Annotated in this window: 21 protein-coding genes and 1 pseudogene; 6 read left to right on the forward strand and 16 right to left on the reverse strand. The window is 64.7% G+C overall.

The annotated features are described in order from the left end of the window. The first annotated feature begins 404 nt into the window (after nt 1-404). The 3 genes and pseudogenes from GIY56_RS11975 to GIY56_RS19000 all read left to right on the forward strand — a co-directional run. Nucleotides 405-2507 (forward strand): calcium-binding protein, encoded by a 2103-nt coding sequence (locus tag GIY56_RS11975; RefSeq protein WP_154765095.1) that lies wholly within the window; start codon nt 405-407, stop codon nt 2505-2507. A gap of 278 nt (nt 2508-2785) precedes the next feature. Then, nucleotides 2786-3028 carry a hypothetical protein gene (locus GIY56_RS11980; protein ID WP_154765096.1) on the forward strand — a complete coding sequence of 81 codons (243 nt, stop codon included), beginning with the start codon at nt 2786-2788 and terminating at the stop codon, nt 3026-3028. Nucleotides 3029-3395: 367 nt separating this feature from the next. After that, nucleotides 3396-3524 (forward strand): annotated as a pseudogene (locus GIY56_RS19000) (IS256 family transposase); the annotation flags it as partial. 299 nt (nt 3525-3823) lie between these two features. Here GIY56_RS19000 and GIY56_RS11985 read toward each other — a convergent pair. The 3 genes from GIY56_RS11985 to GIY56_RS11995 all read right to left on the reverse strand — a co-directional run bounded on the left by GIY56_RS11985 (nt 3824) and on the right by GIY56_RS11995 (nt 6280). Continuing rightward, nucleotides 3824-3976 (reverse strand): hypothetical protein, encoded by a 153-nt coding sequence (locus GIY56_RS11985; protein WP_154765097.1) that lies wholly within the window; start codon nt 3974-3976, stop codon nt 3824-3826. Between the two features lie 74 nt (nt 3977-4050). Beyond that, nucleotides 4051-5247: a Hint domain-containing protein gene (locus GIY56_RS11990; RefSeq protein WP_154765098.1), complete on the reverse strand. Its 1197-nt coding sequence runs from the start codon at nt 5245-5247 to the stop codon at nt 4051-4053. Between the two features lie 64 nt (nt 5248-5311). Then, nucleotides 5312-6280 (reverse strand): IS3 family transposase, encoded by a 969-nt coding sequence (locus GIY56_RS11995; protein WP_154765099.1) that lies wholly within the window; start codon nt 6278-6280, stop codon nt 5312-5314. Nucleotides 6281-6363: 83 nt separating this feature from the next. Between GIY56_RS11995 and GIY56_RS12000 the strand changes: the two genes are divergently transcribed. Further along, nucleotides 6364-6624 carry a hypothetical protein gene (locus GIY56_RS12000; RefSeq protein WP_154765100.1) on the forward strand — a complete coding sequence of 87 codons (261 nt, stop codon included), beginning with the start codon at nt 6364-6366 and terminating at the stop codon, nt 6622-6624. A gap of 217 nt (nt 6625-6841) precedes the next feature. Here the strand turns inward: GIY56_RS12000 and GIY56_RS12005 are convergent, their stop codons facing one another. The 4 genes from GIY56_RS12005 to GIY56_RS12020 form a co-directional block, all read right to left on the reverse strand. Next, nucleotides 6842-7513 (reverse strand): sugar transferase, encoded by a 672-nt coding sequence (locus tag GIY56_RS12005; RefSeq protein WP_154765101.1) that lies wholly within the window; start codon nt 7511-7513, stop codon nt 6842-6844. 467 nt (nt 7514-7980) lie between these two features. Then, nucleotides 7981-8856: an NAD(P)H-hydrate dehydratase gene (locus GIY56_RS12010; RefSeq protein WP_154765102.1), complete on the reverse strand. Its 876-nt coding sequence runs from the start codon at nt 8854-8856 to the stop codon at nt 7981-7983. After that, nucleotides 8853-9614, reverse strand: a complete 762-nt coding sequence (locus GIY56_RS12015; RefSeq protein WP_154765103.1) for a histidine phosphatase family protein — start codon at nt 9612-9614, stop codon at nt 8853-8855. Before GIY56_RS12015 ends, GIY56_RS12010 begins: the two co-directional genes overlap by 4 nt. Before the next feature lie 70 nt (nt 9615-9684). Continuing rightward, on the reverse strand, nt 9685-9858 hold the full coding sequence (locus tag GIY56_RS12020) for a hypothetical protein (protein WP_154765104.1): 174 nt from the start codon (nt 9856-9858) through the stop codon (nt 9685-9687). A gap of 94 nt (nt 9859-9952) precedes the next feature. On the opposite strand from GIY56_RS12020, the gene GIY56_RS12025 reads away from it, so the two are divergent. Continuing rightward, nucleotides 9953-10528: a TetR/AcrR family transcriptional regulator gene (locus tag GIY56_RS12025; protein WP_154765105.1), complete on the forward strand. Its 576-nt coding sequence runs from the start codon at nt 9953-9955 to the stop codon at nt 10526-10528. 304 nt (nt 10529-10832) lie between these two features. Next, complete coding sequence (locus tag GIY56_RS12030) at nt 10833-11135, forward strand: Cif family virulence factor (RefSeq protein WP_230312464.1); 303 nt, start codon at nt 10833-10835, stop codon at nt 11133-11135. A gap of 103 nt (nt 11136-11238) precedes the next feature. On the opposite strand, the gene GIY56_RS12035 is transcribed toward GIY56_RS12030, so the two are convergent. The 9 genes from GIY56_RS12035 to GIY56_RS12075 form a co-directional block, all read right to left on the reverse strand. After that, the gene (locus GIY56_RS12035) at nt 11239-12342 is read right to left on the reverse strand and encodes a Fic family protein (protein ID WP_154765106.1); all 1104 of its coding nucleotides are present in this window, start codon (nt 12340-12342) and stop codon (nt 11239-11241) included. A gap of 62 nt (nt 12343-12404) precedes the next feature. Beyond that, the gene (locus tag GIY56_RS12040; RefSeq protein WP_230312466.1) at nt 12405-13769 is read right to left on the reverse strand and encodes a Coenzyme F420 hydrogenase/dehydrogenase, beta subunit C-terminal domain; all 1365 of its coding nucleotides are present in this window, start codon (nt 13767-13769) and stop codon (nt 12405-12407) included. Continuing rightward, the gene (locus tag GIY56_RS12045) at nt 13766-14821 is read right to left on the reverse strand and encodes a polysaccharide pyruvyl transferase family protein (protein WP_154765214.1); all 1056 of its coding nucleotides are present in this window, start codon (nt 14819-14821) and stop codon (nt 13766-13768) included. The genes GIY56_RS12040 and GIY56_RS12045 overlap by 4 nt, the downstream gene beginning before the upstream one ends. 1 nt (nt 14822) lies before the next feature. Continuing rightward, entirely contained in the window at nt 14823-15806 is a 984-nt protein-coding gene (locus tag GIY56_RS12050) for a Gfo/Idh/MocA family protein (protein ID WP_328288533.1), read from the reverse strand. Beyond that, complete coding sequence (locus GIY56_RS12055; RefSeq protein WP_230312467.1) at nt 15803-16768, reverse strand: MDR/zinc-dependent alcohol dehydrogenase-like family protein; 966 nt, start codon at nt 16766-16768, stop codon at nt 15803-15805. The genes GIY56_RS12050 and GIY56_RS12055 overlap by 4 nt, the downstream gene beginning before the upstream one ends. Nucleotides 16769-16800: 32 nt before the next feature. Further along, nucleotides 16801-17925 carry an inositol-3-phosphate synthase gene (locus GIY56_RS12060; RefSeq protein ID WP_230312468.1) on the reverse strand — a complete coding sequence of 375 codons (1125 nt, stop codon included), beginning with the start codon at nt 17923-17925 and terminating at the stop codon, nt 16801-16803. A 10-nt stretch (nt 17926-17935) separates the two neighbouring features. Continuing rightward, complete coding sequence (locus tag GIY56_RS12065) at nt 17936-18868, reverse strand: glycosyl hydrolase (protein ID WP_154765107.1); 933 nt, start codon at nt 18866-18868, stop codon at nt 17936-17938. Continuing rightward, nucleotides 18865-19632, reverse strand: a complete 768-nt coding sequence (locus GIY56_RS12070) for a TIGR04290 family methyltransferase (RefSeq protein ID WP_154765108.1) — start codon at nt 19630-19632, stop codon at nt 18865-18867. The genes GIY56_RS12065 and GIY56_RS12070 overlap by 4 nt, the downstream gene beginning before the upstream one ends. Beyond that, the gene (locus GIY56_RS12075; RefSeq protein WP_154765109.1) at nt 19601-20236 is read right to left on the reverse strand and encodes a histidine phosphatase family protein; all 636 of its coding nucleotides are present in this window, start codon (nt 20234-20236) and stop codon (nt 19601-19603) included. Before GIY56_RS12075 ends, GIY56_RS12070 begins: the two co-directional genes overlap by 32 nt. Between the last annotated feature and the right edge of the window lie 4 nt (nt 20237-20240).

Raw genomic sequence — 20240 nt, forward strand, 5'->3', positions numbered from 1 at the left:
CCGGCATCATCGCGCAAGACCCTGCGCCCCGTCTTTGCGGTCGATCAAACAAGGGGGGCTGCGTGATGGCGGGTGGCGCGCTTACACAGCAGTCAAGGTCGTGTTTGGAGTAGCGTCTTCATTTTCCCCACATGCTCGGGCTTTCTGAGTTTCATACCACCCGCATGAAATCCCACCCTACAGCGGGAGCGGAAAAACGGCTGCTCGCTTGCCCCTGCGTTGGCAGAAGGCATGTCTTGCCGACGCGTTCTTACCGTCACTCCGCTCGCGCTTGCGCGCGGTCATGCACTTGGGAAGCAGGCAGCATCGAACATGACGCTGTTTGATGATCCCTTCCATGCTAGCCTCATGCCCGCTGCCCTGTCAGTCTGTTGGGGGAACAGAAGCACGAGGGATTGGGTCGGATGGTCGAATATCGGGTCAATGGTTACCAAGGCAACTGGCAGCGAGAGCCGCATGTCGCCGCGCTGCCTTCCGGCGGTTGGATCATCGTTTATGAAGGCTACTTCAACAATTACGACGACTCGGACCTGAACTTCACCTATGTCGCGGCCCAGCGGTTCAACGCCGATGGCACGCTGCACGGCCCCGAGACGGTCATCAGCGCCATCGACGACACCGCCTCCGGCGATGCCAGCGTGGCGGTCCTGAAAGATGGCGGCTATGTCGTTACATGGACCTTCGCCGACCAGGACGACATCTTCACGAACGGCGCGCGCACCCGGGCGCGGGTGTTCGATGCCGACGGCACCGCACGCTCGCCGGTGATTGCCGCCGATGTGGCTGGCTCCTTTCGGACCATCGCCCCGGATGTCGCGGCTCGGGGGGATGGCGGCTTCACCCTGTCCTGGGGCATCGACTCCTCGGGCGGGCCGACCTTCGACGACGTGAGGGTGCGTCATTACTCGGCCAGCGGGCAGGCCATTACCGGCGACCGGCGGTTGAACACGCAGGAGGCCGCGTTCGACCAGCTCGTCACCCGCGCGGCCACCCTTGCCGATGGCCGCGTCGTCATCGTCTGGGGGTCCGAGGCGACGATCGACGATGGCGGCGCGGGCGACAACGACATCCGCGCCAGCCTGTTCGCGGCGGACGGACGCCTGCTGAACAGCGACTTCCACCTGCTGCGCACTACCGGCAGCGCGGGATACGAGACGAACTCGGGCTATGACGTCACCGCCCTGGCCAATGGCGGCTTCGCGGTCGTGGCCGAGGATTACGCCTTTCGCTACGACGATGCCCTGGACGGCCGCTTCCTGATGCTGGCGACCTTTGACGCGGCCGGCCATCGCGTCACGCTGAGGCAGGCGGTCCACATCCCCTCGCACAGCTTCGAGGACGCCAGCCTGACGCAGCTGGATACCGGCGAGATCATGCTGGCTTGGAGCACCTATGGCCCCGACAGCGGCGACGGTAGGGACGTCTTCGGGCGGCTGTTCTCGGCCGCGGGCACGCCCGTGACCGGCGCGTTCGAGATCGGCACCAACCGCTTCGACTACGACGACCAGGAAACGCCCGAGGTCGCGGCGCTGCGCGGCGGCGGGTTTGTCGTCACCTACACGAGCGACAGCATCGACAATGACGACGACGGCGTCGCCATGCGCGTTTTGGGGCGCGGAACTGCGGGCGACGATGTTCTTGGCGTGGACGTGACCGGAACGCTGGCCGGCCTGGGCGGCAACGACCGCCTGACGGGGACCATGCGGGCCAATGTCCTGGAGGGCGGCGGGGGCAACGACCGGCTGTTCGGGCTTGGCGGCAATGACCGCCTGCGCGGGGGCCTTGGCCATGACGGGGTGGAGGGCGGCGCCGGCAACGACACCCTGGCGGGCGACGATGGCAACGATCTGCTTGCGGGCGGCGCGGGACACGATCTTCTGCAAGGCGGAGGGGGAAACGATGTCCTGAACGGTAGCCTGGGTGTGGATACCGCCGTCTATGCCGGCTCGGTTGTAGTAACGGTGCGGCTGGCTATGACCGCGCAGCAGAAAACCGGGCACGGACTGGACCGGCTGGTCGGCATCGAGAATGTCACCTCCGGCTCAGGCAGGGATGTGCTGGTCGGCAACGGCCTTGCCAACAGCTTGGCCGGAGGGGCGGGGAACGACAACCTCCGGGGTGGCGATGGTGCGGACCGGATCACCGGCGGAACGGGAGCCGATACCTTGTGGGGCAGCCTGTCGGCCTTGAAGGACGGCGACCGCGATACCTTCGTCTTCACCTCCCCTGCAGATGCCCGCACCGGCGCGTCCGGCGCGGACCGCATCATCGGCTTCGAGCGCGGCGTCGACCGCATATCGTTGTCGGCCATCGACGCCGATCCGGGAATGGCCGGGAACCAGGCCTTTGACTGGGGTGGCGCCAAGCCCGTGACCCATGGTGTTTGGGTGACCGCCACCGGATCGACACGCGTGGTCAACATCGACGTCTCGGGCGATGCCCGCGCCGACATGCAGATCTATCTGGCCGGCATGACCGGGTTCAGCGCAGGGGATCTGCTGCTGTGATCCGGCAGGGGCCAGCTCTCGGGCAAGGCGCCGCAACAGGCCTCGATGTCGTGCTTGGGCTGCTGAAAACCTGGCGAAATCTCGACCTCTCCCTCCTCCCCGACCTGGGAGATCGCCCCGGCCTCGACGGCTCGGCCGGGCGGATCCCGTTTCTCCCGGAACGCGTTGCCGTCCGGCCAGCCTGAACCGAACTACCCGGGAACCTGCCCCAGTTAGCAACCGGGGCAGGTTTCGGGCATGATCGTTGCGCTTGTGACGGATGTCTGATTCAACATGGCATGAGCCCGCTTTCGGACGATGGATCTGGGACGCTGCCGCCCAACGCCTTGCGCCGGCTCGTTGTCAATCTGTCGCAGTGGCTTGGCGCCCTCAAGGCGCAGGTGGCCGAACCAGAGGGTCAGCTCGACAGGGCCGAAACGGCCCATGCTGCTTTGCAAGCCGAGACCCAGGATCTGCGCGACGAGAGCGCGCGGCTGAAGAACCTGTCCCGCAGCGGTCGCCGTTCAAACAGTCCTTCATAGAAAAGACGACGAACCGCAACCCCGGCCAAGCCAGGCGGGACACGTCGGCCAAGGGGTCCCAAGCACGATACGGACCGTGTCAGCCGAGAGGGGGTGCTGACGGTCGAGGCTCCAGCAGGATCGCGCTTCAGGGACTCTGAAACTTGCCTGGCCCGCGAACTGGCAATCTCGGCCGAGCTTGTCCGCTACCGGCGCGAACGCTGGCTGACACCCGGAAGCGCGCCGCAGTCGCGCGATGTAAGGAACCTTCCTCGATACAGGCTACTTAGATTGGCCCAGCGAGACGCACGTCATTACAAAGGCATTTTTCATGTCAGCGTAAAGATCTTGATCGCTGTTGTTTGACCTCGGACGTTAACATCGCCCAGAGGAGGCCGCCACCAAGCTGATCTTCCTGGCCATCTGCAACTTCGAGAAGCGCGGCCGTACCGTCCGGGACTGGGTTGCCGCCCGCAATCAACTGGCCATGATGTTTGCAGGACGCTTCGACGCTTGACCGTATCTGAAAACCGCATGGGTCCGATCAGATACACAGAGCTTCAGATACTCCCATAACTTGGGTCGCATAAGCGGCCTCGACCACGGCGAAGCCTGCGTCCGCTGTACGTCGGATCACCGACCTGCTGCAGACCGCGGACGTGCAGTAACCTGAGATCCCCATCACCCATTTCCAGCCATATCCCTGTCAAGAGACTGGAACTGTAATTCAATCCGCCGGCATGTGCGCGCTGCTTGGCGCTCAGAGGACTGGCGGCAATGGACAATGAACCGTTGCGATTACTGCGGGAAGTTGCGTCATGCTAGGATCGGCATGGTATTGCAGTTTACCGTTCCGGCGGATGGTGTGTGCTTGACCTCGCCCGTCTCCACAATGACGCGGCGGTTGGTCATACCGATCAGCACCCGCAGCCGGTCAGCCACTGTATCGAACCCGGCGAGTACCGGCATGACAGCCAGTTGGTAGCAAAGTGCACCAAAAACATTCACTTGTGGATCACTTCTGGGCGGAAATCTACGCCCACCTATAGCGAAAGAAGATCCTTTTCATTCTTCATATGCCGTCGGACCAGTTCCTTTTGCAGCATACGCGATGGAATTGTATGTGCTGGGGTTCCAGAAGAACCGATTTCACGAACCTCCGGAAAAAGTGACACAAATTCTTCCCGCTGCGCCTTGCTTAGTGTCTTTTGGGTTTCAAAGTTCATCAAGAAGCTTTCGGTTGGTGCACCTTCAGCAAATATCACCTCGTGTCTTTTGAAGACGAGGTGAAAATATTCTACGCTCTCGACAGCGTTCTCGACATGAACTCCTGGCAACTCGGTTAATCTTATTGCAGCAACGAGAGCGGTCGCTGATCCGAACATGCGTCTGACGATATCGGACTTTACGGCCATGCGGTGTTGGCGTGACACAACCAAATCTCTTTTGGGCAACCCCGAGCCCAATGCTCCAGCAGTGATCCGTATCGGATAAAGCTTTGCGTTCTTTCGAAGCTCATTTGCTCCTATGATCCGGCTCATCGTTAAGACAAGCTCTTGAAAGCCATTATCCTGAGTCAGCACTTTGCAGCCTGATTTCAAGTTCTCGATGGGCACATCACCGCAGTCCGTAGTGATCAACGTTCCACGGACGAAACAAGTCACAGGGGATGGTACCAAGTCACCGGCATCCCTCATGGTGTCGATGTCAGAGTTCCATCTCAGGTCACCCACAAGGCCGCCAGCAGCGAGCCTGGAGAAGTCTATAACCATGGTCGTATAAAGATCTCCGACGGCTGGACTTCCCGTCAGGTTTACAATCCCTGAATAAGTTACCGTCAAGTTACCGGTAATTTCTTCATACTCTGGAGCCAATCTGAAAGGATAGCCACTCAACGAACTGGGCGTAGAATTTCCAACCGGATGATCATCACTGTCTAAATTCGTATCGAATACGGAACTTGCAGGCTGCAAGTCAATTTGAAGTGACTTCAGAAGTTTGGTTGTAGATAAATCATGCCAATCAAAACCGAAGGACATGTCGATGTTTGTGCCGGTAGCTCCGCCAAAGGTGTATGGGTCCAATGCACGCCATGTCAGGATTTCGGTAGAGCCGTCAGCATATGTGGCCGTGATCGCAGCACCGTCTAAATCGACTCCGCGCGAGGTCGTATCGTTCCGAATGCCACTGACGGTTTCGTGTGGGTTCTCGTCCAGCCTGACAATATCAATTGAGGGCATTCAATAATTACCTTCTACAATTTCCATTACAACCAACCAACTTCGATTGCAAATTTATGTATTTTTACAAACATATCCTAGCGCAACTTGCCAACCTTATGCACTGCCACAAACTTACCGGGTTAAGACCCTCATGTGGCCTGATTTTACACATGACCGGAACCTCTCGCAATAGGATTGTCAGATTTCCACTCAGAACTGAGCCGGATATGAACCCCTTGGGCTGGACCACATTACGCCATCTGAACCAAGCCGCCTTTTGGGCGAACAGGGTGTCGAATTCCTCGGGGGTTCGATAGCCGAGGGCTGAGTGCAGTCTTTTCGCGTTGTAGAGCTGCTTGATGAACATCGGCAAGCGGGCGGCCACATCGGCAAAGGTCTCGTATCCGGCCCGGTAGACCTCCTCGACCTTCAGGGTCTTCATGAAGCTCTCGGCATTCGCATTGTGATAGGCGTTACCGGCGCTGCTCATCGAGCCGCGCAAGCCTGCAGCCTCAAGAACATCACGAGAGGCGTATTGGCAGCCGCGGTCGGCATGATGGATACAGCCCCTGGGAGGGTTTCTGCTCATGACCGCCGCGTGCACGGCAGCAAGCGCCAGTTCCGTGTCCAGGTGCCGCGACAGCGCATGGTCTATGACCTTGCGGCTGCAGGCATCCAGAATGATGGCCAGGTAGCAAAGGTCCGTGGCGACACGGATATAGGTGAAGTCCGCGACCGAGACCTGGTCCGGCCGATCGGGAATGATGTTGCGATACAGGTTGGGGAAGATCGGGCCGTCCTGTCGGCTGTCGGTGGTGCGCACGAAGCGCCTGCGGGGCTTGATGCCCAGTCCCGCCTCTCGCATGACCCGCGCTACCTTCTTGTGGTTGATCCCAAGTCCCCGGCGCCGAAGCTCGTGGGTCACGCGCCGATAGCCATAGCAGGGCAGCTCATCCTGAATGTCTTCGATGATGGCGGCAAGTTCGGCGTCCGTCAGCGTTCCATGCTTCCCGGTCAAACGATAGTGATACGTGCTGCGCGGCAGGGTCATGGCCTTGCACCCCGTCTGACGGAGCAGCCTGCGGGCCACTGATCGCGAAGGTTTCTCGCTGCCGTTCGCGCCCAGGCTCCGCGATGTTTTTTGGCAAGATCCGGATCCATCGTGAACTGACCCACCTTCCGCTCAAGCGCGGCGATCCGGGCTTCATGCTCGGCGATGACGCTTTCTTCGGCTTCCTCGTCATTCAGCTCGCCCCGGTCAAGACTTCGGTCAGCCACAGCTGGATGAGGTTGGCGGAGAGGCTGTGGCTGCGTTGCGCATCGCGCCGCCCCAGTACGCCGGCGCGGATGTCCTGGCAGAGTTGCAGCTTGAATGGCGCGGAATGCCGGCGGTAGGAACTGCGTGTTGTCATGGGCCTTCTCCGATCAAGACCCGTCCAGCGTATCAGTTTGTCAGGGTCCTGTGGTCCAGCCCATGGGGTTCACTCCACTTGTTGGTCAACGTTGAAGCAGCTTGGCTTGATGCTTGGGTCAGACTGATTTGAAAATCGCCGGTTAGGGGGCGAGCTACTCCTGAAGATCTGGCCCCTGGTGAGACTTTCGTTGTTCATGGCTAGAGGCCAGTCGCCCCCATGACAACGCCGACAGTGCGCCAGATAACCAAGGCATCAGTGCGCAAGCTGATCGATCGCTCGTAATCATCATCGTACCTGGCCCGAGATGCGAAGGTAGACTGGTTGCGTTCCGACACCTGCCATAGGCCGGTGAGGCCCGGCCGCAGTCCATAGTAGCTGGAACCCGGATACATGGCCTGCTGTTCAGGAAGCATCGGACGGGGACCGACCAGGCTCATGTGACCGATCAGGACGTTCCAAAGCTGAGGAAGCTCATCCAACGAGCTTTTGCGCAGGAAACGACCGAACCGCGTAATGCGTGGATCGTGGCGCAGTTTCTGGGTTTCATCCCATTCGGCGCGCGCCTCGGGATTGGTGTCGAAATGGTCCTGCAGCCGATCGTCGGCATCGACCACCATGCTGCGGAGCTTCCACATCCGGTAGCGGTGCCCATCACGACCAACCCGCTCCTGCGAGTAAAAGGGACTGCCGCCATTAATAACAACCACCAGTGCCAGCACCAGAACAAGTGGCAAGACTATCGGTAATGCCATCAGCACCAAAAGGATATCAAGCGAACGCTTGAAAGAGTCGCGATAAAGCCTGTGAAGTGGGTCAAAGAAGAAGACATGGGCCGGTATTTCGGCCAAGAACCGCTGCTGAAAAAACATGACAAATCACTCGTTACAAACCAAATTCTTTAAAGTCTTAAGTAAGCTTTCGAAATCAGCAGACTTCGGTGGGTTCTCAACTCTTGACGTTTAAGCTGCTACATCGTTCAACTAGCGCATGATCTTTCCGGAAGGAATTTGGCTTTTCGGACAGCTATCCAAATGGGCAAGTTTGACTTTGCGCCATGTCGGCAAATCGTAAGCGCGACGCCGGCCCCCCCCTGCCATTGCTAAGCTGAACCGGCCATTGTTCGTATGGGTCGGTTTGAAGGCTTGCGATTTTGCAAGAGACAAAGAAGTGGGCGTCCATCTGGACAGCTCCTGTAAGGCTCGGTTTCCCGGCTGTCCAGCAGCCATTCGGCGACGAGATGATAGCGCCCTTGCCGCGTGCCTCGGATCGACAGATAGGTGGCCCGCACCGCTTCGCGGTTGTCGGCGGTGCCTTTAGAAAGAGCACGACCTTGTAATTAGATCCCGCGCATCAAGCTTGGCGTCTCGGCGGGAAGCTGCCGCGCCAGAAACCCCATCGGCCCGTGACGCTCGGACAATCTGCGGCCCGCCTCGCCGTGCAGCCAGACGCCCCAGCAGGCGGCTTCCCAAGGCCCAAGGCCCCGCGCGCTCAGCCCGGCGATGATCCCGGTCAGCACATCCCCGAAACCGCCGGTGGCAAGTCCCGCGCCGCCGCCGCCGTAAAGCGCGGTTTCGCCCTGTGGGTTCGCCAGCATCGTCGTCGGCCCCTTCAGCAGCACCACGGCGCCCAGATCCCTTGCCAGTCTCACAACCATCTTTGCACGGTTTTTCGTCACCACATCCCGGTCTTCGCCGGTCAGCGCCGCCATCTCTCCGGCATGAGGCGTCAGAATCAGGCGGCCCGTCATCCGGCGCAGCAGCGGCAGGCGGTCATGGCCGGCGGCCACCGCCGCCGCGTCGAGGATCACGCGGCACTCCTCGGCCCGTGGCAGGACCGCGTCAAGGACCCGCCCCGCCGCATCGGCGGACCCCATCGCCGGGCCGATCGCCAAGCAATCGCAATGGTCCAGCAGTTGTTCCACCGGGCCGGTGCCCGCGATTTCGCCGGTCTCGTCCGTGGGCAGGGCGAACATCCCCGCCTCGGGCAGCAGCACGCCCAGCGGGATCGCCAGCATGTCCGGCACGGCCAGTTGCACCTTGCCGGCGCCCGATTGAAACGCCGCCTCGGCGGTGAGGCGCATTCCCCCCGGCACCCGCGCCGAGCCGCCGATCAGCACCACGCGACCGCGCGCGTTCTTGTCCACATCCTCATGGACCGGCAGCGGATGCGCCCGCAGCCATGCCGCGTCCAGCGTGATCGGCGCCCCGCTCATCGGCTGCCTGCAATGGCGTCGGGGTTGGAGGTGACCGGCGTCTTGTCGGCCACCATCGGCGCGATGACGTTGTAGCGCAGCAACTTCATTTCGCCGTCGCCTTCGGCGGTTTCGGCAAAGCAGTATTCCGTGATAGAACAGTTCGCCACGTCCCCCTCCGCGTCAATCGCCAGGATTTCCTCTTCGGTCAACCCTTCGATGATATAGCGCAGGCACAGGACCACGACCTGATGGGCAACGATCATGACCCGACAGCCGCCATGATGAAGCCCAATGGTGTCAAGCAGCGAGCGCAGGCGGAAAATCACGTCGCACCAACTCTCGCCGCCGGGTGGGCGATGGTAGAACTTGCCAAGGAGCAAGCGCAGCTCAGCCTGCTGCGGTTCTTCCTCGCGCACGCCCATGGTCGTCAGCCCGTCAAGGATACCGAACTCCTTCTCGCGCAGGCGCTCATCAAGGCGCAGGCCCAGGGTTCCCCGGCAACCGCCGGCTTTCCGGAATATTTCGGCAGTCTGTCGCGCGCGCAGATAAGGAGAACACATCAAGACATTGGGTCGCATGCCCTCTTCCCCTTCGGCAAACCATCGACCCAGTGCGCGCGATTGGTCACGGCCCAAGGCCGAAAGCGGGATGTCCACGTCGCGGGCGCTCAGGTCGATGCGACGTTGTCCAGCCTCATGCGCCTTGTCGCGAGCGACATTGCCTGCACTTTGCCCGTGGCGTACCAGCCACAGCCGTTCCGGCCATCTCGGCGTCATGGTCCTACCTGCCCCCGCACGATGTCCCCCGCATGGTATCGCGGGCCAACGAGTAAAGGCGGGTAACGGTTCAATCGCCTGATACTAAATCATCCTTGGTGTCAGCTTTATCTACAAAGTCCTGCACCTGCTGAACCGCCAGGGTCTTTTCGCTTCCTCGACTGTCTTGCGTCCGAGCATAACCAGGGAAGGCATGAAACCTGAAGAGTATCCCCATTGATTCATAAGTCCGCGGAGCAGTCATGTCGTGTTCCTCTTATCGGTTGTCATTCGTAAGACTCGGGTCTTGTAACTGGATGATGATTCTGACAAGACATTTGTCTCATGAGGTGGCCGTGATGCAGCGGGAAGATCAGAAGAAGAAAACACGGGCGGCCTTGCTGGACGCGGCACGCACCCTCCTGATGCGCGGCGAGGCCCTGACGGTCACGGCAGCGGCGCACGAGGCAGGCATCTCGAAGGCCTCGGCCTACCGCTATTTCTCGGATCCTGTGCTGCTGGCAGCCGAGGCGGGCCTGCATCTGAAGGCGGCATCCTATGAGGACATCGTCGGAGATGCTGCCGCCCTGCGTGACCGGCTGGTTGCCATCAGTCTTTACTTCTTCGACCTGGCCGTGGCGAACGAGACGGCCTTCCGCACCTATCTTGGCCTGAACCTGCAGGCGACGGCGCAATCGCCCGACGGCAGAACACCGTGTCGTGGGACCCGCCGCATCCAAGCCTTCATGCGCGCCCTGGAAAGCGAAACAGACATCCGCCCCGAACAGGCACGCTCCCTTGCTGCCGCCCTTGGCATGGCGACCGGGGCCGAGGCCATGATCGCGCTGTTCGACATGGCAGGCCTGTCCGCAGAGGAGGCACGCGCGCTTGTGGCAGAAACAGCCCAGGCAATCTGCGACCGGATGCTGCCGTAGATATCCAAGGCCTTTCTTGCTCGGAACCGCAACAATTCATCTGCGTGCGGATCACACGAGAGTTTTCGGAGAGGTTGCTGGATAGGAGCGGCGGGCATCGCACGAATTCGAAAACAAGGGCAGATCGGCAGCAACTTCACTGTGGAGCAGGCGGCAAAATAGGAGCATCTGCTCGAACCGCCCGATAAATAATCGCAATCAAACGACCGTTTCCTTGCGTGTTCCATGAATGTATGAGGGTGCCGTTGCGGACCAACCCTCTGCGCCCGCGAAGCCCCGAAAATCGACAGCCTGGGAAAGAGTCATGGTCATATCCTTGACCTCGATGACTGCGGTGCTGTGCGCCTTTGCAGCCACCTCGGCGGCTGCGGATCCCGCCGATGATGTCAGGACAGCCTGTTCGGCACGGGATGCGAAGGCTGTCGCGGCCCTTGACGGGCAGGACGCGCTCTTTCTGCCTGCCGGGCGTGACGTGATCCAGGGACCCGAGGCGATCGAGGCGTTCTTCAGCGGGCCTTTCGACATGGGCGTCACGGGGCGCAAGCTGGAATTGATCGAAGCGCGGGGCGACGACACCAGGGGCAAGGACGCCCAGGGCGCAGGCTAGCCATGGGGCGTCGTGGCGATCCATGTGTTCCAGAAGGGGGCGGATGGCGGCCCTGGGCTGTCGGTGCATACGTTCACCTAACGGGCAGGGCGCGTCGCAGGGCCTAGTCCAGCCTCAACGCATAGCGCGTGTGGCGGCGTTCGCCCCGCCGGGACAGGGCGCCCTTTTCCACCAGATCCTGCAGGTCGCGCGTGGCGGTCGCGCGCGAGGTGCGGGTGATCGCAAGATAGTTCTCGGCGCTGAGACCGCCGGTGAAGCCGTCCGGGCCTTCGCGGAACAGGCGGGCGATCACCTTGTCCTGCCGGGGGTTGAGCCGCCCGCGGAAACGGTCGTGGAAGCGGGCCTTGGCGATCAGGAAACCCACGCGCGCCAGGGTGGTCTGCTGGGCGGCCAGGATCGTCTTGCCGAAATGCACAAGCCAGCCGGTCGCGTCCAGGGTCTTCTGGTGGCGTTCCAACGCGTCGTAATAGGCCTTGCGGTTGCGCTGGATCTGGTGCGCCAGGGCGATCAGGCTGGGCTGGCCGACGCTTTGGGCCAGCGACTTCTCGGCCAGGGCGCGGCCCAGGCGGCCGTTGCCGTCCTCGAAGGGGTGGATGGATTCGAACCACAGGTGCCCCAGGGCCGCGCGCGTCACGGCGGGCAGCGGGGTCGCGGCACCGGGCGCGGTGCGGTTGAACCAGGCGATGAAGCGGTCCATCTCAAAGGGCACGCGGGCCGAGGGGGGCGCCTCGAAATCGACCACCTGGCGGTCGGGGCGGCCCGAGACGATCTGCATGGCGTCCGCGTGCCGCCGGTATCCGCCGACGGTTTCCAGCACGGGGTCATGGGCCAGCAGGAAGCGGTGCCAGCGGAACAGCGTCTCGTGGTCCAAGGGCGCGGCCCAGGTCGAATAGACATCGACCATCATCCCCGCCACCCCCCGTTCGCGCGGCCGGGCCAAGGGTTCGTCCGGGGCCAGTCCGAACTGGCGGCGCAGCGAGGACTGGACGCTGAGCCGGTCCAGCATCTCGCCCTCGATGGCGCTGGTGCGGACGGCCTCGTCGCTCAGCAGGTCGATGCGCAGCCAGTCGCGGTCGGCGTCGTCCACATGGCGCACGGCCCCGACGATCTCGCCCGAGGCGAGCAGGAAGCGGCGTTCCAGCGGCTCCATCGCTGCCGCGTCATAGGCGAAGTCAGGCCAGCGCGGCGAGGTCCAGTTCCAGGGCATGAGGCATTGGGCTTTCTTCCATGCCTCAAGGGTAGCCTTTTCATGAGCCATGGCAAGGATGCCTATCGCTCGGGGCCGCCCCGCTGCATCATCCGTTCCACCCGGTCGAACAGCGGCGCGAGCCTGCCGCGATGATAGGTCAGCCCCTCATAGACCACATAGGCCCGCCGCGCCCAGCCAAGATAGCTCCCCGGGCGGCCGGTCAGGGATGCCAGACGCGCCATGCGGTGAGAGTTGCGGCTGATCGCGGCACGGGTGCGATAGACCAGCTTGCGCCGCCAGCCGATGCCGGTCGCGTCCGCGGCCACGCGCTTCACGGGCCGGATGCCACGCCTCGTCCAGGTCAGGCGGTAGGCCAGCCCCTCGCGCCGCTGGCGAAAGCCCGCCGCCTGGGTGTCGGCCACGAAATCGGCGTCGACGGGGTGCAGGTCAAGCCGGCCCTGGGCCACGCCCTCGTCGATCAGGCGCTGGATCAGGGGGGCGCGGACCACCACGACGTTGGTGCCCCGCCCGTCCGACGAATAGGGTTCGACCCAGGCATCGCCGAAGCTGACATCGGCGGTTTCCGCCACCACGTCGTCGCAGAAATCGCAGGCGCTGTTCTGGAAATAACCCGCGCCCCAATCGCCGTCCGCCAGGTGGAACCATTCGTTCTGCACCGTCGCGCCGTCGTCCAGCGTCAGATGCGCGGTGTACCAGTTGGCGGGGCGGTTCGCGTCCTTCAGCCGGTATTCGACGGCGCGCACCCGGTCCGGGTCCGCGCCCAGTTGCCAGGCGAAGCTTTCGACGAAGCGCGCGCTTTTCATGTGGCCGCAGAACAGGCCCAGCATGTGGGTGATGCGTTCGGCCAGGACGGGATCCTGCGCGCGGGCCAGATGCACGGCCTTGATGAAGCAGGGGATGCCCACCACCGCATAGCGCCCGGGCGTGGCGCGGACCTGGTCCAGAACCTCGGCCAGGTGGACAGGGTGATAGCGCGACCGCGCGCCCGCCAGCAGGTCTTCCTGCGACCGGCTGATGCGATAGCCGAAGAAGGGCTGGCCGGGTTCGCCGGGATGGACGTGCAGCACGCCGTCGATGTGCCCCCGCCCCATCAGTTCGGCGGCGACCCATGTGACCATGCCGCCGGAGCTGCCGCGCTTTCGGAAGGGCGGTTCGGACGCGGCGCCGACATGGCACGAGATGTGGCGGCCAAGGCGGGCGTCCCGGTGCGGCGCGTCGGGAAATCGGGCGGCGGCGATCTGGTCTTCGTTGGCAGACTCAGGCGAGAAGGGGCAGAGCTTGGTGAACCCCTCGCTGCGGCGGTGCGTGGCGGGACCGGTGGGCTTCAACTGGCCGTAGCCGTCCCATTTCATCGTCGAGGTGCAGACTCCGCAGCCGATGCAAAGACCGGACCCGACGATCTGCGCGGGGCTGAGCGCGCTCATGCCCGCCCCGCCAGCGCCGCGTCCAGCCAGGCCGCCGATTGCGCGCGCAGGTCTGCGATGCGCGCCTGGACGCTATTCGAGATGGGTTGGGTCAGCAGCGCGCTTACCTCGAACGGATCGCGGTCCTCGAAGGTCAGGTGGCGTTCGGCCCCCAGCAGCGCGGTCAGGTCGCGCACCTTGGTCCAGCGGTAATCCGAAGGCGCGCAGGCCAAGGGCTTGCCGTTCACCAGCGCGAAGCAGCAGCCGTGGAAATAGGTCGTGGCGACCGCCCGCGCCCCCGCCATCAGAGCCGCGAAATCCCCCGGCCCGGCGTCTAGGCGCTGCTCGTCCGCCCAGTCGTTGCGATAGCCGACGCTGACCGTGCGCAGGCCCCGGGCGCGCGCCGCATCCTGCACCCGCGTGGCGAACCAGTCGGGAATGTGGTGGCCATAGACCAGGACATAGGGGGCCTCGTCCGCAGGCGCGACCTGCGGCGGGTTCAGCAGCACCGGGTCAAGCACCAAGACCGGCGCGCGGCCCGTGGCCCTCGCCACGATCCCCCGGCTGTTGTCGTCGCGGACCGAGATCGCGTTCAGCGCGCGCAGGCGCTCCGCCCAATGCGGCTCGACGAAATCGGCGGCATAGTTGCCGAAGCTGGCCGCATAGGTCACGACGCGCGGGGCCGGGATCCCCTCGCCCCAGAAGATCGGCTTGCCGCCATACCAAGGGTGGGACAGGTTCAGCACCTCGTCGCTGCCGATCACCGCCAGATCGACGGGCGGCATGGCGGCGGGATCGTCCAGATCAAAAGGCGCGGACAAGGGCAGCGCGTCGAAGGCGGCGATGAACTTGCGCAGCTTGCGGCCGTATCGCGCCACGTCCGCGCGCGAGGACCGATCCGGCGTCAGCGGCTGGAAGGCATAGCGCCATTCGCGCGAGGTCACGGCGCGCGAATGGTGGTCCAGCAGCACGGCGTGGTGGCCGCGCGCGGCGATGGCTTCGACAAGGCAGCGGGCCTGCCAATAGCTGCCGTAATTGATGCAGCGGTGGAAGGTCAGGACTCCGACCCGCATCCTATCGGCCATAGATCCGGTCGATCACCCGCGCGACCGTTTCCAGATGCCGCGCGTCAGGGTCAAACCGCGCCCCCGATGCCAGCCGCGCCAGCCAGTCCACGGCGGCGCGCCCGCCCCAGTCGTCGGGCGGCTCGGAAAGGGGTTCGGCGCGGATATGGTGATGCCGTTCGGCCCGCAGGTCGTAGAAGGATCCGTTCACGTTGCGCAAGCTGGCCCCGCCCTGGGTGCCGAAGAACTCGGCGGCGATCACGGCCTCTCGCCCCGCCTGCAACCCCCAGGAACAGGCCAGCCGCACCACCGTGCCGCCCGCAAGATCCAGCGTGGCCACGGCATAGTCCTCGACCTGCCGCGCAGGATCGGCCAGCGGCGCGCCCTTGGCGTAAAGGCGGCTTTCGACGCCCGTGACCTCGGGCCAGCCCAGCGACCACAGCGCCAGGTCGATCAGGTGGACGCCCAGGTCCACCACGCAGCCGCCGCCCGACAGCGCGGGGTCGTAAAACCACGGCTTGTCCGGTCCCCAGGCATTGTGGAAGGTCACATCCACGCCGAAGACATGGCCCAAGGCGCGCCCCTCCAGCAGCGGGCGGATCGCCCCCATGGCGGCGGTGTGGCGATAGGACAGGTCCACGCCCAGCAGCCGGTCGGCGCGGCGCGCGGCCTCGACGACCTCCGCCACCTCGGGTCCGGTGCGGCCCAGAGGCTTCTGGCAGAAGACCGCCTTGCCCGCCTCCAGCGCCCTGATCGACTGTTCGGCATGGGCGGCACTTGGGGTGGCGATCACCACGGCGTCGATATCCTCGCGCAGCAGCGCGTCCAGCCCATCCACGCGCCGCGCGGCGGGGGCGAGCGCCAGCGCCTGCGCCGCGCCCGCGTCGTCCGGTTCGGCCACCGCCACGATTTCCGCCAGCCCGGTCGCCGCCAGAGCGGCCATCCGGTGCCGCCCGATCCAGCCGGTGCCCAGGAACCCGAGGCGCGGCGTCACAGGGCCACCCAGGCCTTGACGAAGCCGCCGGGCTTGTCGCGGGTCGCCGTCAGCGCCTCGCCCAACCGGTCCAGCGGATAGGTGCCGGTCAGCAGCGGTCCCAGGTCCAGCCGCCCGGATGCCAGCGCATCCACTGCCGCGCGCAGGCCCGCGATGCGCACGCCGGCGTCGCGTTCATGGGCGCTGGCGATGTCGATGCCCTTCCAGTTCCACATCTGCATGTTCACCTGCCGCGGCCCGTCCTGGTGATAGCCCGCGATCACCAGACGCCCCCCCTCGGCCACCAGTTCCCCGGCCAGATCCAGCGGCCATTGCTTGCCCACGCATTCGATCACGCGTTCTGCCATGCGGCCATCCGTCAGGCGACGCACGTCCTCGATGATGCGCCAGTGGTCGTCCATGGGGATCGTCTCGGCCGCGCCCATCCGGCGGGCGAGATCCAGCGTCTCGGCCCGGCGGGACACGGCGATGACACGCGCCCCCGCATCCGTCGCCAGCCGCGTCAGGATCGCGCCCAGGAAACCGATGCCGACGATCGCCACCGTCTGGCCTGCGCGGATGTCGGACCGCGCGAAGATGTTCATCGCGCAGGCCACGGGTTCGCCCGGGACCGGCATCCCGTCCAAAACGCCAGGCAGCGGCACCACCATGCTCGCGGGGGCCAGGTCGTATTCGGCATAGGACCGTTCCGTCAGCGCGGTCACGCGGTCCCCCACCGACAACCCCTCGACCCCTTCGCCCAAGGCGGTGATGCGCCCCCAGGCCTCATGCCCCATGCCGCCCGGCGCGCCGGGCCAGGTGGACCAGGGCTGGCCTTCCCAGGGTTCGACGTTGGACGCGCAGACGCCGCAGCCTTCCAGGCGGATCAGCACCTCGCCCGGGGCGGGCACGGGCACGGGCACAAGGGCCAGGGAAAACCGCTGCGGTCCTTCAAGAACCGCCGCGCGCATGGTGGGGGTCATGGGGATGGGTCCGTCACGAGATCAGGAAGCCGTCACGACAGCGGGGCCGCGACGGCCCGGCCGTCGGCAATGAAGGCCTCGACGGCCTCATAGGCCTCGTCGTCGGTCATCTGCTCGGGCGGGTGCTTGCAGAAATAGGCGGCGGGCGCGATCACCGGCCCGGCGAGGCCCCGGTCGCGCGCGATGGCGGCGCAGCGGATCATGTCGATGGCGACGCCCGCGGAATTGGGGCTGTCCTCGACCGACAGGCGCAGTTCCAGGTTCATGGGGACGCCGCCGAACAGTTCGCCCTCCATCCGCAGGAAGCAGACCTTGTTGTCGTTCTGCCAGGCCACGTAATCGGACGGGCCGATATGGATGTTGTCGTCCGTCATGCGTTCGGCGGCGACCGATTGCACGGCCTCGGTCTTGGAGATCTTCTTCTTTTCCAGCCGCTTGTGGTTCGCCATGTTCAAGAAGTCGGTGTTGCCGCCGGTGTTGAGCTGATAGGTCCGGCACAGCTTGACGCCGCGCTTGTGGAACAGGTCGGTCAGCACCCGGTGCACGATGGTCGCGCCAAGCTGGGCCTTGATGTCGTCGCCGATGATCGGCACGCCCGCCTTGTGGAAGCGGTCGGCCCAGACCGGATCCGAGGCGATGAAGACCGGGATGTTGTTGACGAAGGCCACGCCCGCCTCCAGCGCGCATTCGGCATAGAATTCCGTGGCCTTCTGGCTGCCCACGGGCAGATAGTTCATCAGCACGTCCACGCCCGCGTCGCGCAGCGCGGCCACCACATCGGCGCGCGAGGGTTCCGCCGCGTCGGCCGTCACGAAGGTCCGCGCGTCGGGATAGTCGGCCATGTGTTCGGCCACGCCGTCGAGGATCCGGCCCATGCGGACCACGGCGCCGGTGTCGGGCACGTCGGGGGCGAAGACGGCGGTGCAGTTCGGCAGGGCGAAGATCGCCTGCGCCACGTCGCGGCCCACCTTGCGGGCGTCGATGTCCCAGGCGGCGACCACCCGGATGTCCTCGGGGCGATAGCCCGCCAGACTGTGGTGCATCAGCCCGGTGGCATCGTTGCGCCCGGTATAGTGCGTCAGTCCCTGCACCAGCGAGCTGGCGCAGTTGCCGACGCCGATGATGGCGATGTTGATCGGCATGTGGGCGTCTTTCATGTCAGGGCCTTCACGTCAGGGCCGGCTGGAACGCCGCCGGCGTTGTCTCAACCCGGCCGGGCGCATATCGTTCGATCATGGCCGCGCAGAAATCGGCGAACTGCTGCGGATCGTGCGGCGGGCTGGTGTGATGGGCGCCGGGGCCAAGATGTTCGGGCGTGAAGCAGAAGGTCACGGTTGTGTCGAAATCGGCCAGCGCCTCCATCTGCCGGTCGAACCAGCCGAGCGCGTCGGGGCGAAAGCTGTCGGCCCAGGACAGGCCCGTGCGCAGGTGCCGCACGCCCAGCCGTTTCATCCAGGCCACCGCGTCGTCCAGGCGCGGATCCTGGTAATGGAACCATTGCATCAGCCCCATGCCGGCGGCGTGGGGGGCATAGGCGTCCAGCGCGGGCTTCGGCGTGCCGTCGGCGCGGATCAGGCCCATGTAGAAATGGCGGTAATAGGACGACCCCTCGGCTTCTCGGTGGCGGGTGGTCGCGCCCCATTCCTGCGGCAGGTCGTAGAGCGAATACCAGAAGATGCGCGGCACGCGGCCCACCAGCAGTTCCGCCGTCTTCTGGACGCCGAAGACCTGCACTTCCTCGGCGCCGAACGATCCAACGCCCACTTCCGTCACCCAGACGGGCTTGTCCGTGACGGCCTCGATCTCGGCCACCTTGGCGGGCCATTCGTGGATCTGCCACAGGTTCCAGTCCAGCGGAAATCCGTGGACGGCCACCACATCCACATGATCCAGCGCGCCGTGGCCTTCCATCCGCTGCACCCACAGGGGGTCGATCGGCGACATGCCGCCCAGCACGCGGGTCAGGCCGGGGTTCACGCCCTTGATCGCCTGCCCCGCCAGCGTGACGCACTGGGCAAAGCGCGACCAGTCCGGGTCGAGTTCTGGGTCCCAGTGGGACTTGTTGTTCGGCTCGTTCCAGATCATCGCGGCTTCGATCATCGCGCGGCGTCTCCTTGGCTGGGATAGACCGCGTGCGGTCCGTATTGGGCGAAAGGCACCGGGGCGGTGCGGCACAGGTAAACCTCGTCTGCGGGACCGGATTCGATGGCAAAGCCCGCGGCGCGCAGCATCGCCTCGACGCCCGCGCGGTTCGGCACCCACCAGTTGGTCCAGTCATGCGCCCATTTCCGTTCGATGAAGGCCATGCGAGGCCAGTCGGGATCCTGGAACTGGGCGTCCTCGGAAAACTCGTAATCGGCGGCGGGCGCGGCCACGCTGTCGGGACCGCGCGTCAGCGTCTGGAACAGCATCAGGTCGCCCGCCACATGCGCGCGGATCAGATCCAGCGCCAGCAGCGGGTGGCGCAGGTGGTAAAGCACCCCCATGAAGATCACCAGGTCGAAGCGTTCGCCCAGGGCCGCCACGTCATAGACGCCCATCTGCCGGAACTCGACCCCGTCCATGTCCAGCACCTGACCCGCAAAGCGGGCCTGCGCCAGATAGCGGGCGTCGGTGTCGATGCCCAGCACGCGGGCGGCGCCCCTGCGGCGCATCTCGAAGCTGTAGAAGCCCGCGTTGCAGCCGATGTCCAGGACAGTCCTGCCGGTCAGATCCGTGGGCAGCAGATGCGCGAAGCGGGCGAACTTGTCGGCGGGATAATCGCCCAGGAAATGCGCGGGCGCGGTGCGGACGCCGCACAGGTCGAGGTTCTGGAACCACGGGCCAAGCCGTTCAGCTTCCTGTGCAATCCGCGCTGCGTTCATCGTCCGTCCGCTGGTCGTTTCCATTAAGGGTTAGGACATGGAAAGAACCTTGTCCATGCGCCATCACCCAACTGATGGACGCGGGCGCGATCTCGAACCGCAGGATGTTGTCCAGCGGCAGGCCAAGCGCATGGGCCAGCACCCCCCGGATCACGTCGCAATGGCTGACGCAGAGGACCGGCCCGCCCCCCTGCGCGGCCAGCCCGTCCAGATGCGCCACGGCGCGGGCCACGGCGGCCGCCATCGTCTCGCCCCCCGGCGTGGGGGCGGTGCCGCGCGCGGCGTTCCAGTGCTGCCAGGCCGGGTCCGCGTCCAGGTCGGCAAAGCGCGCGCCGGACCAGGCGCCGAAGTCGATCTCGTCCAGGGCCTCGGCTGGCACGGGAGCCAGTCCCAGGCCTTGGCCCAGGATCGCGGCGGTCTCGACCGTGCGGCGGCGGGGGCTGGTGGCGATGGCGGTGACGCCCCGCCCCGCCAGCCGCCGTGCCAGGGCCGCCGTCTCGTCCCGACCCGCCGGATTCAGCGCAATGTCGCGCGTCCGCCCGCTGAGCCAGGTGCCCAGGTCGTCATGCGAACCGTGCCGGACAAGCCCGATCAGCACGCTCATGCGG

Origin of the sequence: Paracoccus lichenicola, assembly GCF_009708075.1 — a bacterium.
Taxonomy (GTDB): domain Bacteria; phylum Pseudomonadota; class Alphaproteobacteria; order Rhodobacterales; family Rhodobacteraceae; genus Paracoccus; species Paracoccus lichenicola.

Bases quoted from the DNA above. Each gene is read 5' to 3' on its own strand.
- GIY56_RS12025 (WP_154765105.1), top strand. From the start codon at position 9,953: ATGCAGCGGGAAGATCAGAAGAAGAAAACACGGGCGGCCTTGCTGGAC.
- GIY56_RS12010 (WP_154765102.1), bottom strand. From the start codon at position 8,856: ATGAGCGGGGCGCCGATCACGCTGGACGCGGCATGGCTGCGGGCGCAT.
- GIY56_RS12040 (WP_230312466.1), bottom strand. From the start codon at position 13,769: ATGAGCGCGCTCAGCCCCGCGCAGATCGTCGGGTCCGGTCTTTGCATC.
- GIY56_RS12055 (WP_230312467.1), bottom strand. From the start codon at position 16,768: ATGACCCCCACCATGCGCGCGGCGGTTCTTGAAGGACCGCAGCGGTTT.
- GIY56_RS12035 (WP_154765106.1), bottom strand. From the start codon at position 12,342: ATGCCCTGGAACTGGACCTCGCCGCGCTGGCCTGACTTCGCCTATGAC.
- GIY56_RS12075 (WP_154765109.1), bottom strand. From the start codon at position 20,236: ATGAGCGTGCTGATCGGGCTTGTCCGGCACGGTTCGCATGACGACCTG.
- GIY56_RS12015 (WP_154765103.1), bottom strand. From the start codon at position 9,614: ATGACGCCGAGATGGCCGGAACGGCTGTGGCTGGTACGCCACGGGCAA.
- GIY56_RS12000 (WP_154765100.1), top strand. From the start codon at position 6,364: ATGTTTTTTGGCAAGATCCGGATCCATCGTGAACTGACCCACCTTCCG.
- GIY56_RS12045 (WP_154765214.1), bottom strand. From the start codon at position 14,821: ATGCGGGTCGGAGTCCTGACCTTCCACCGCTGCATCAATTACGGCAGC.
- GIY56_RS11985 (WP_154765097.1), bottom strand. From the start codon at position 3,976: ATGCCGGTACTCGCCGGGTTCGATACAGTGGCTGACCGGCTGCGGGTG.
- GIY56_RS11975 (WP_154765095.1), top strand. From the start codon at position 405: ATGGTCGAATATCGGGTCAATGGTTACCAAGGCAACTGGCAGCGAGAG.
- GIY56_RS12060 (WP_230312468.1), bottom strand. From the start codon at position 17,925: ATGAAAGACGCCCACATGCCGATCAACATCGCCATCATCGGCGTCGGC.
- GIY56_RS12070 (WP_154765108.1), bottom strand. From the start codon at position 19,632: ATGAACGCAGCGCGGATTGCACAGGAAGCTGAACGGCTTGGCCCGTGG.
- GIY56_RS11995 (WP_154765099.1), bottom strand. From the start codon at position 6,280: ATGACCCTGCCGCGCAGCACGTATCACTATCGTTTGACCGGGAAGCAT.
- GIY56_RS12030 (WP_230312464.1), top strand. From the start codon at position 10,833: ATGGTCATATCCTTGACCTCGATGACTGCGGTGCTGTGCGCCTTTGCA.
- GIY56_RS12065 (WP_154765107.1), bottom strand. From the start codon at position 18,868: ATGATCGAAGCCGCGATGATCTGGAACGAGCCGAACAACAAGTCCCAC.
- GIY56_RS12020 (WP_154765104.1), bottom strand. From the start codon at position 9,858: ATGACTGCTCCGCGGACTTATGAATCAATGGGGATACTCTTCAGGTTT.
- GIY56_RS11980 (WP_154765096.1), top strand. From the start codon at position 2,786: ATGAGCCCGCTTTCGGACGATGGATCTGGGACGCTGCCGCCCAACGCC.
- GIY56_RS11990 (WP_154765098.1), bottom strand. From the start codon at position 5,247: ATGCCCTCAATTGATATTGTCAGGCTGGACGAGAACCCACACGAAACC.
- GIY56_RS12005 (WP_154765101.1), bottom strand. From the start codon at position 7,513: ATGTTTTTTCAGCAGCGGTTCTTGGCCGAAATACCGGCCCATGTCTTC.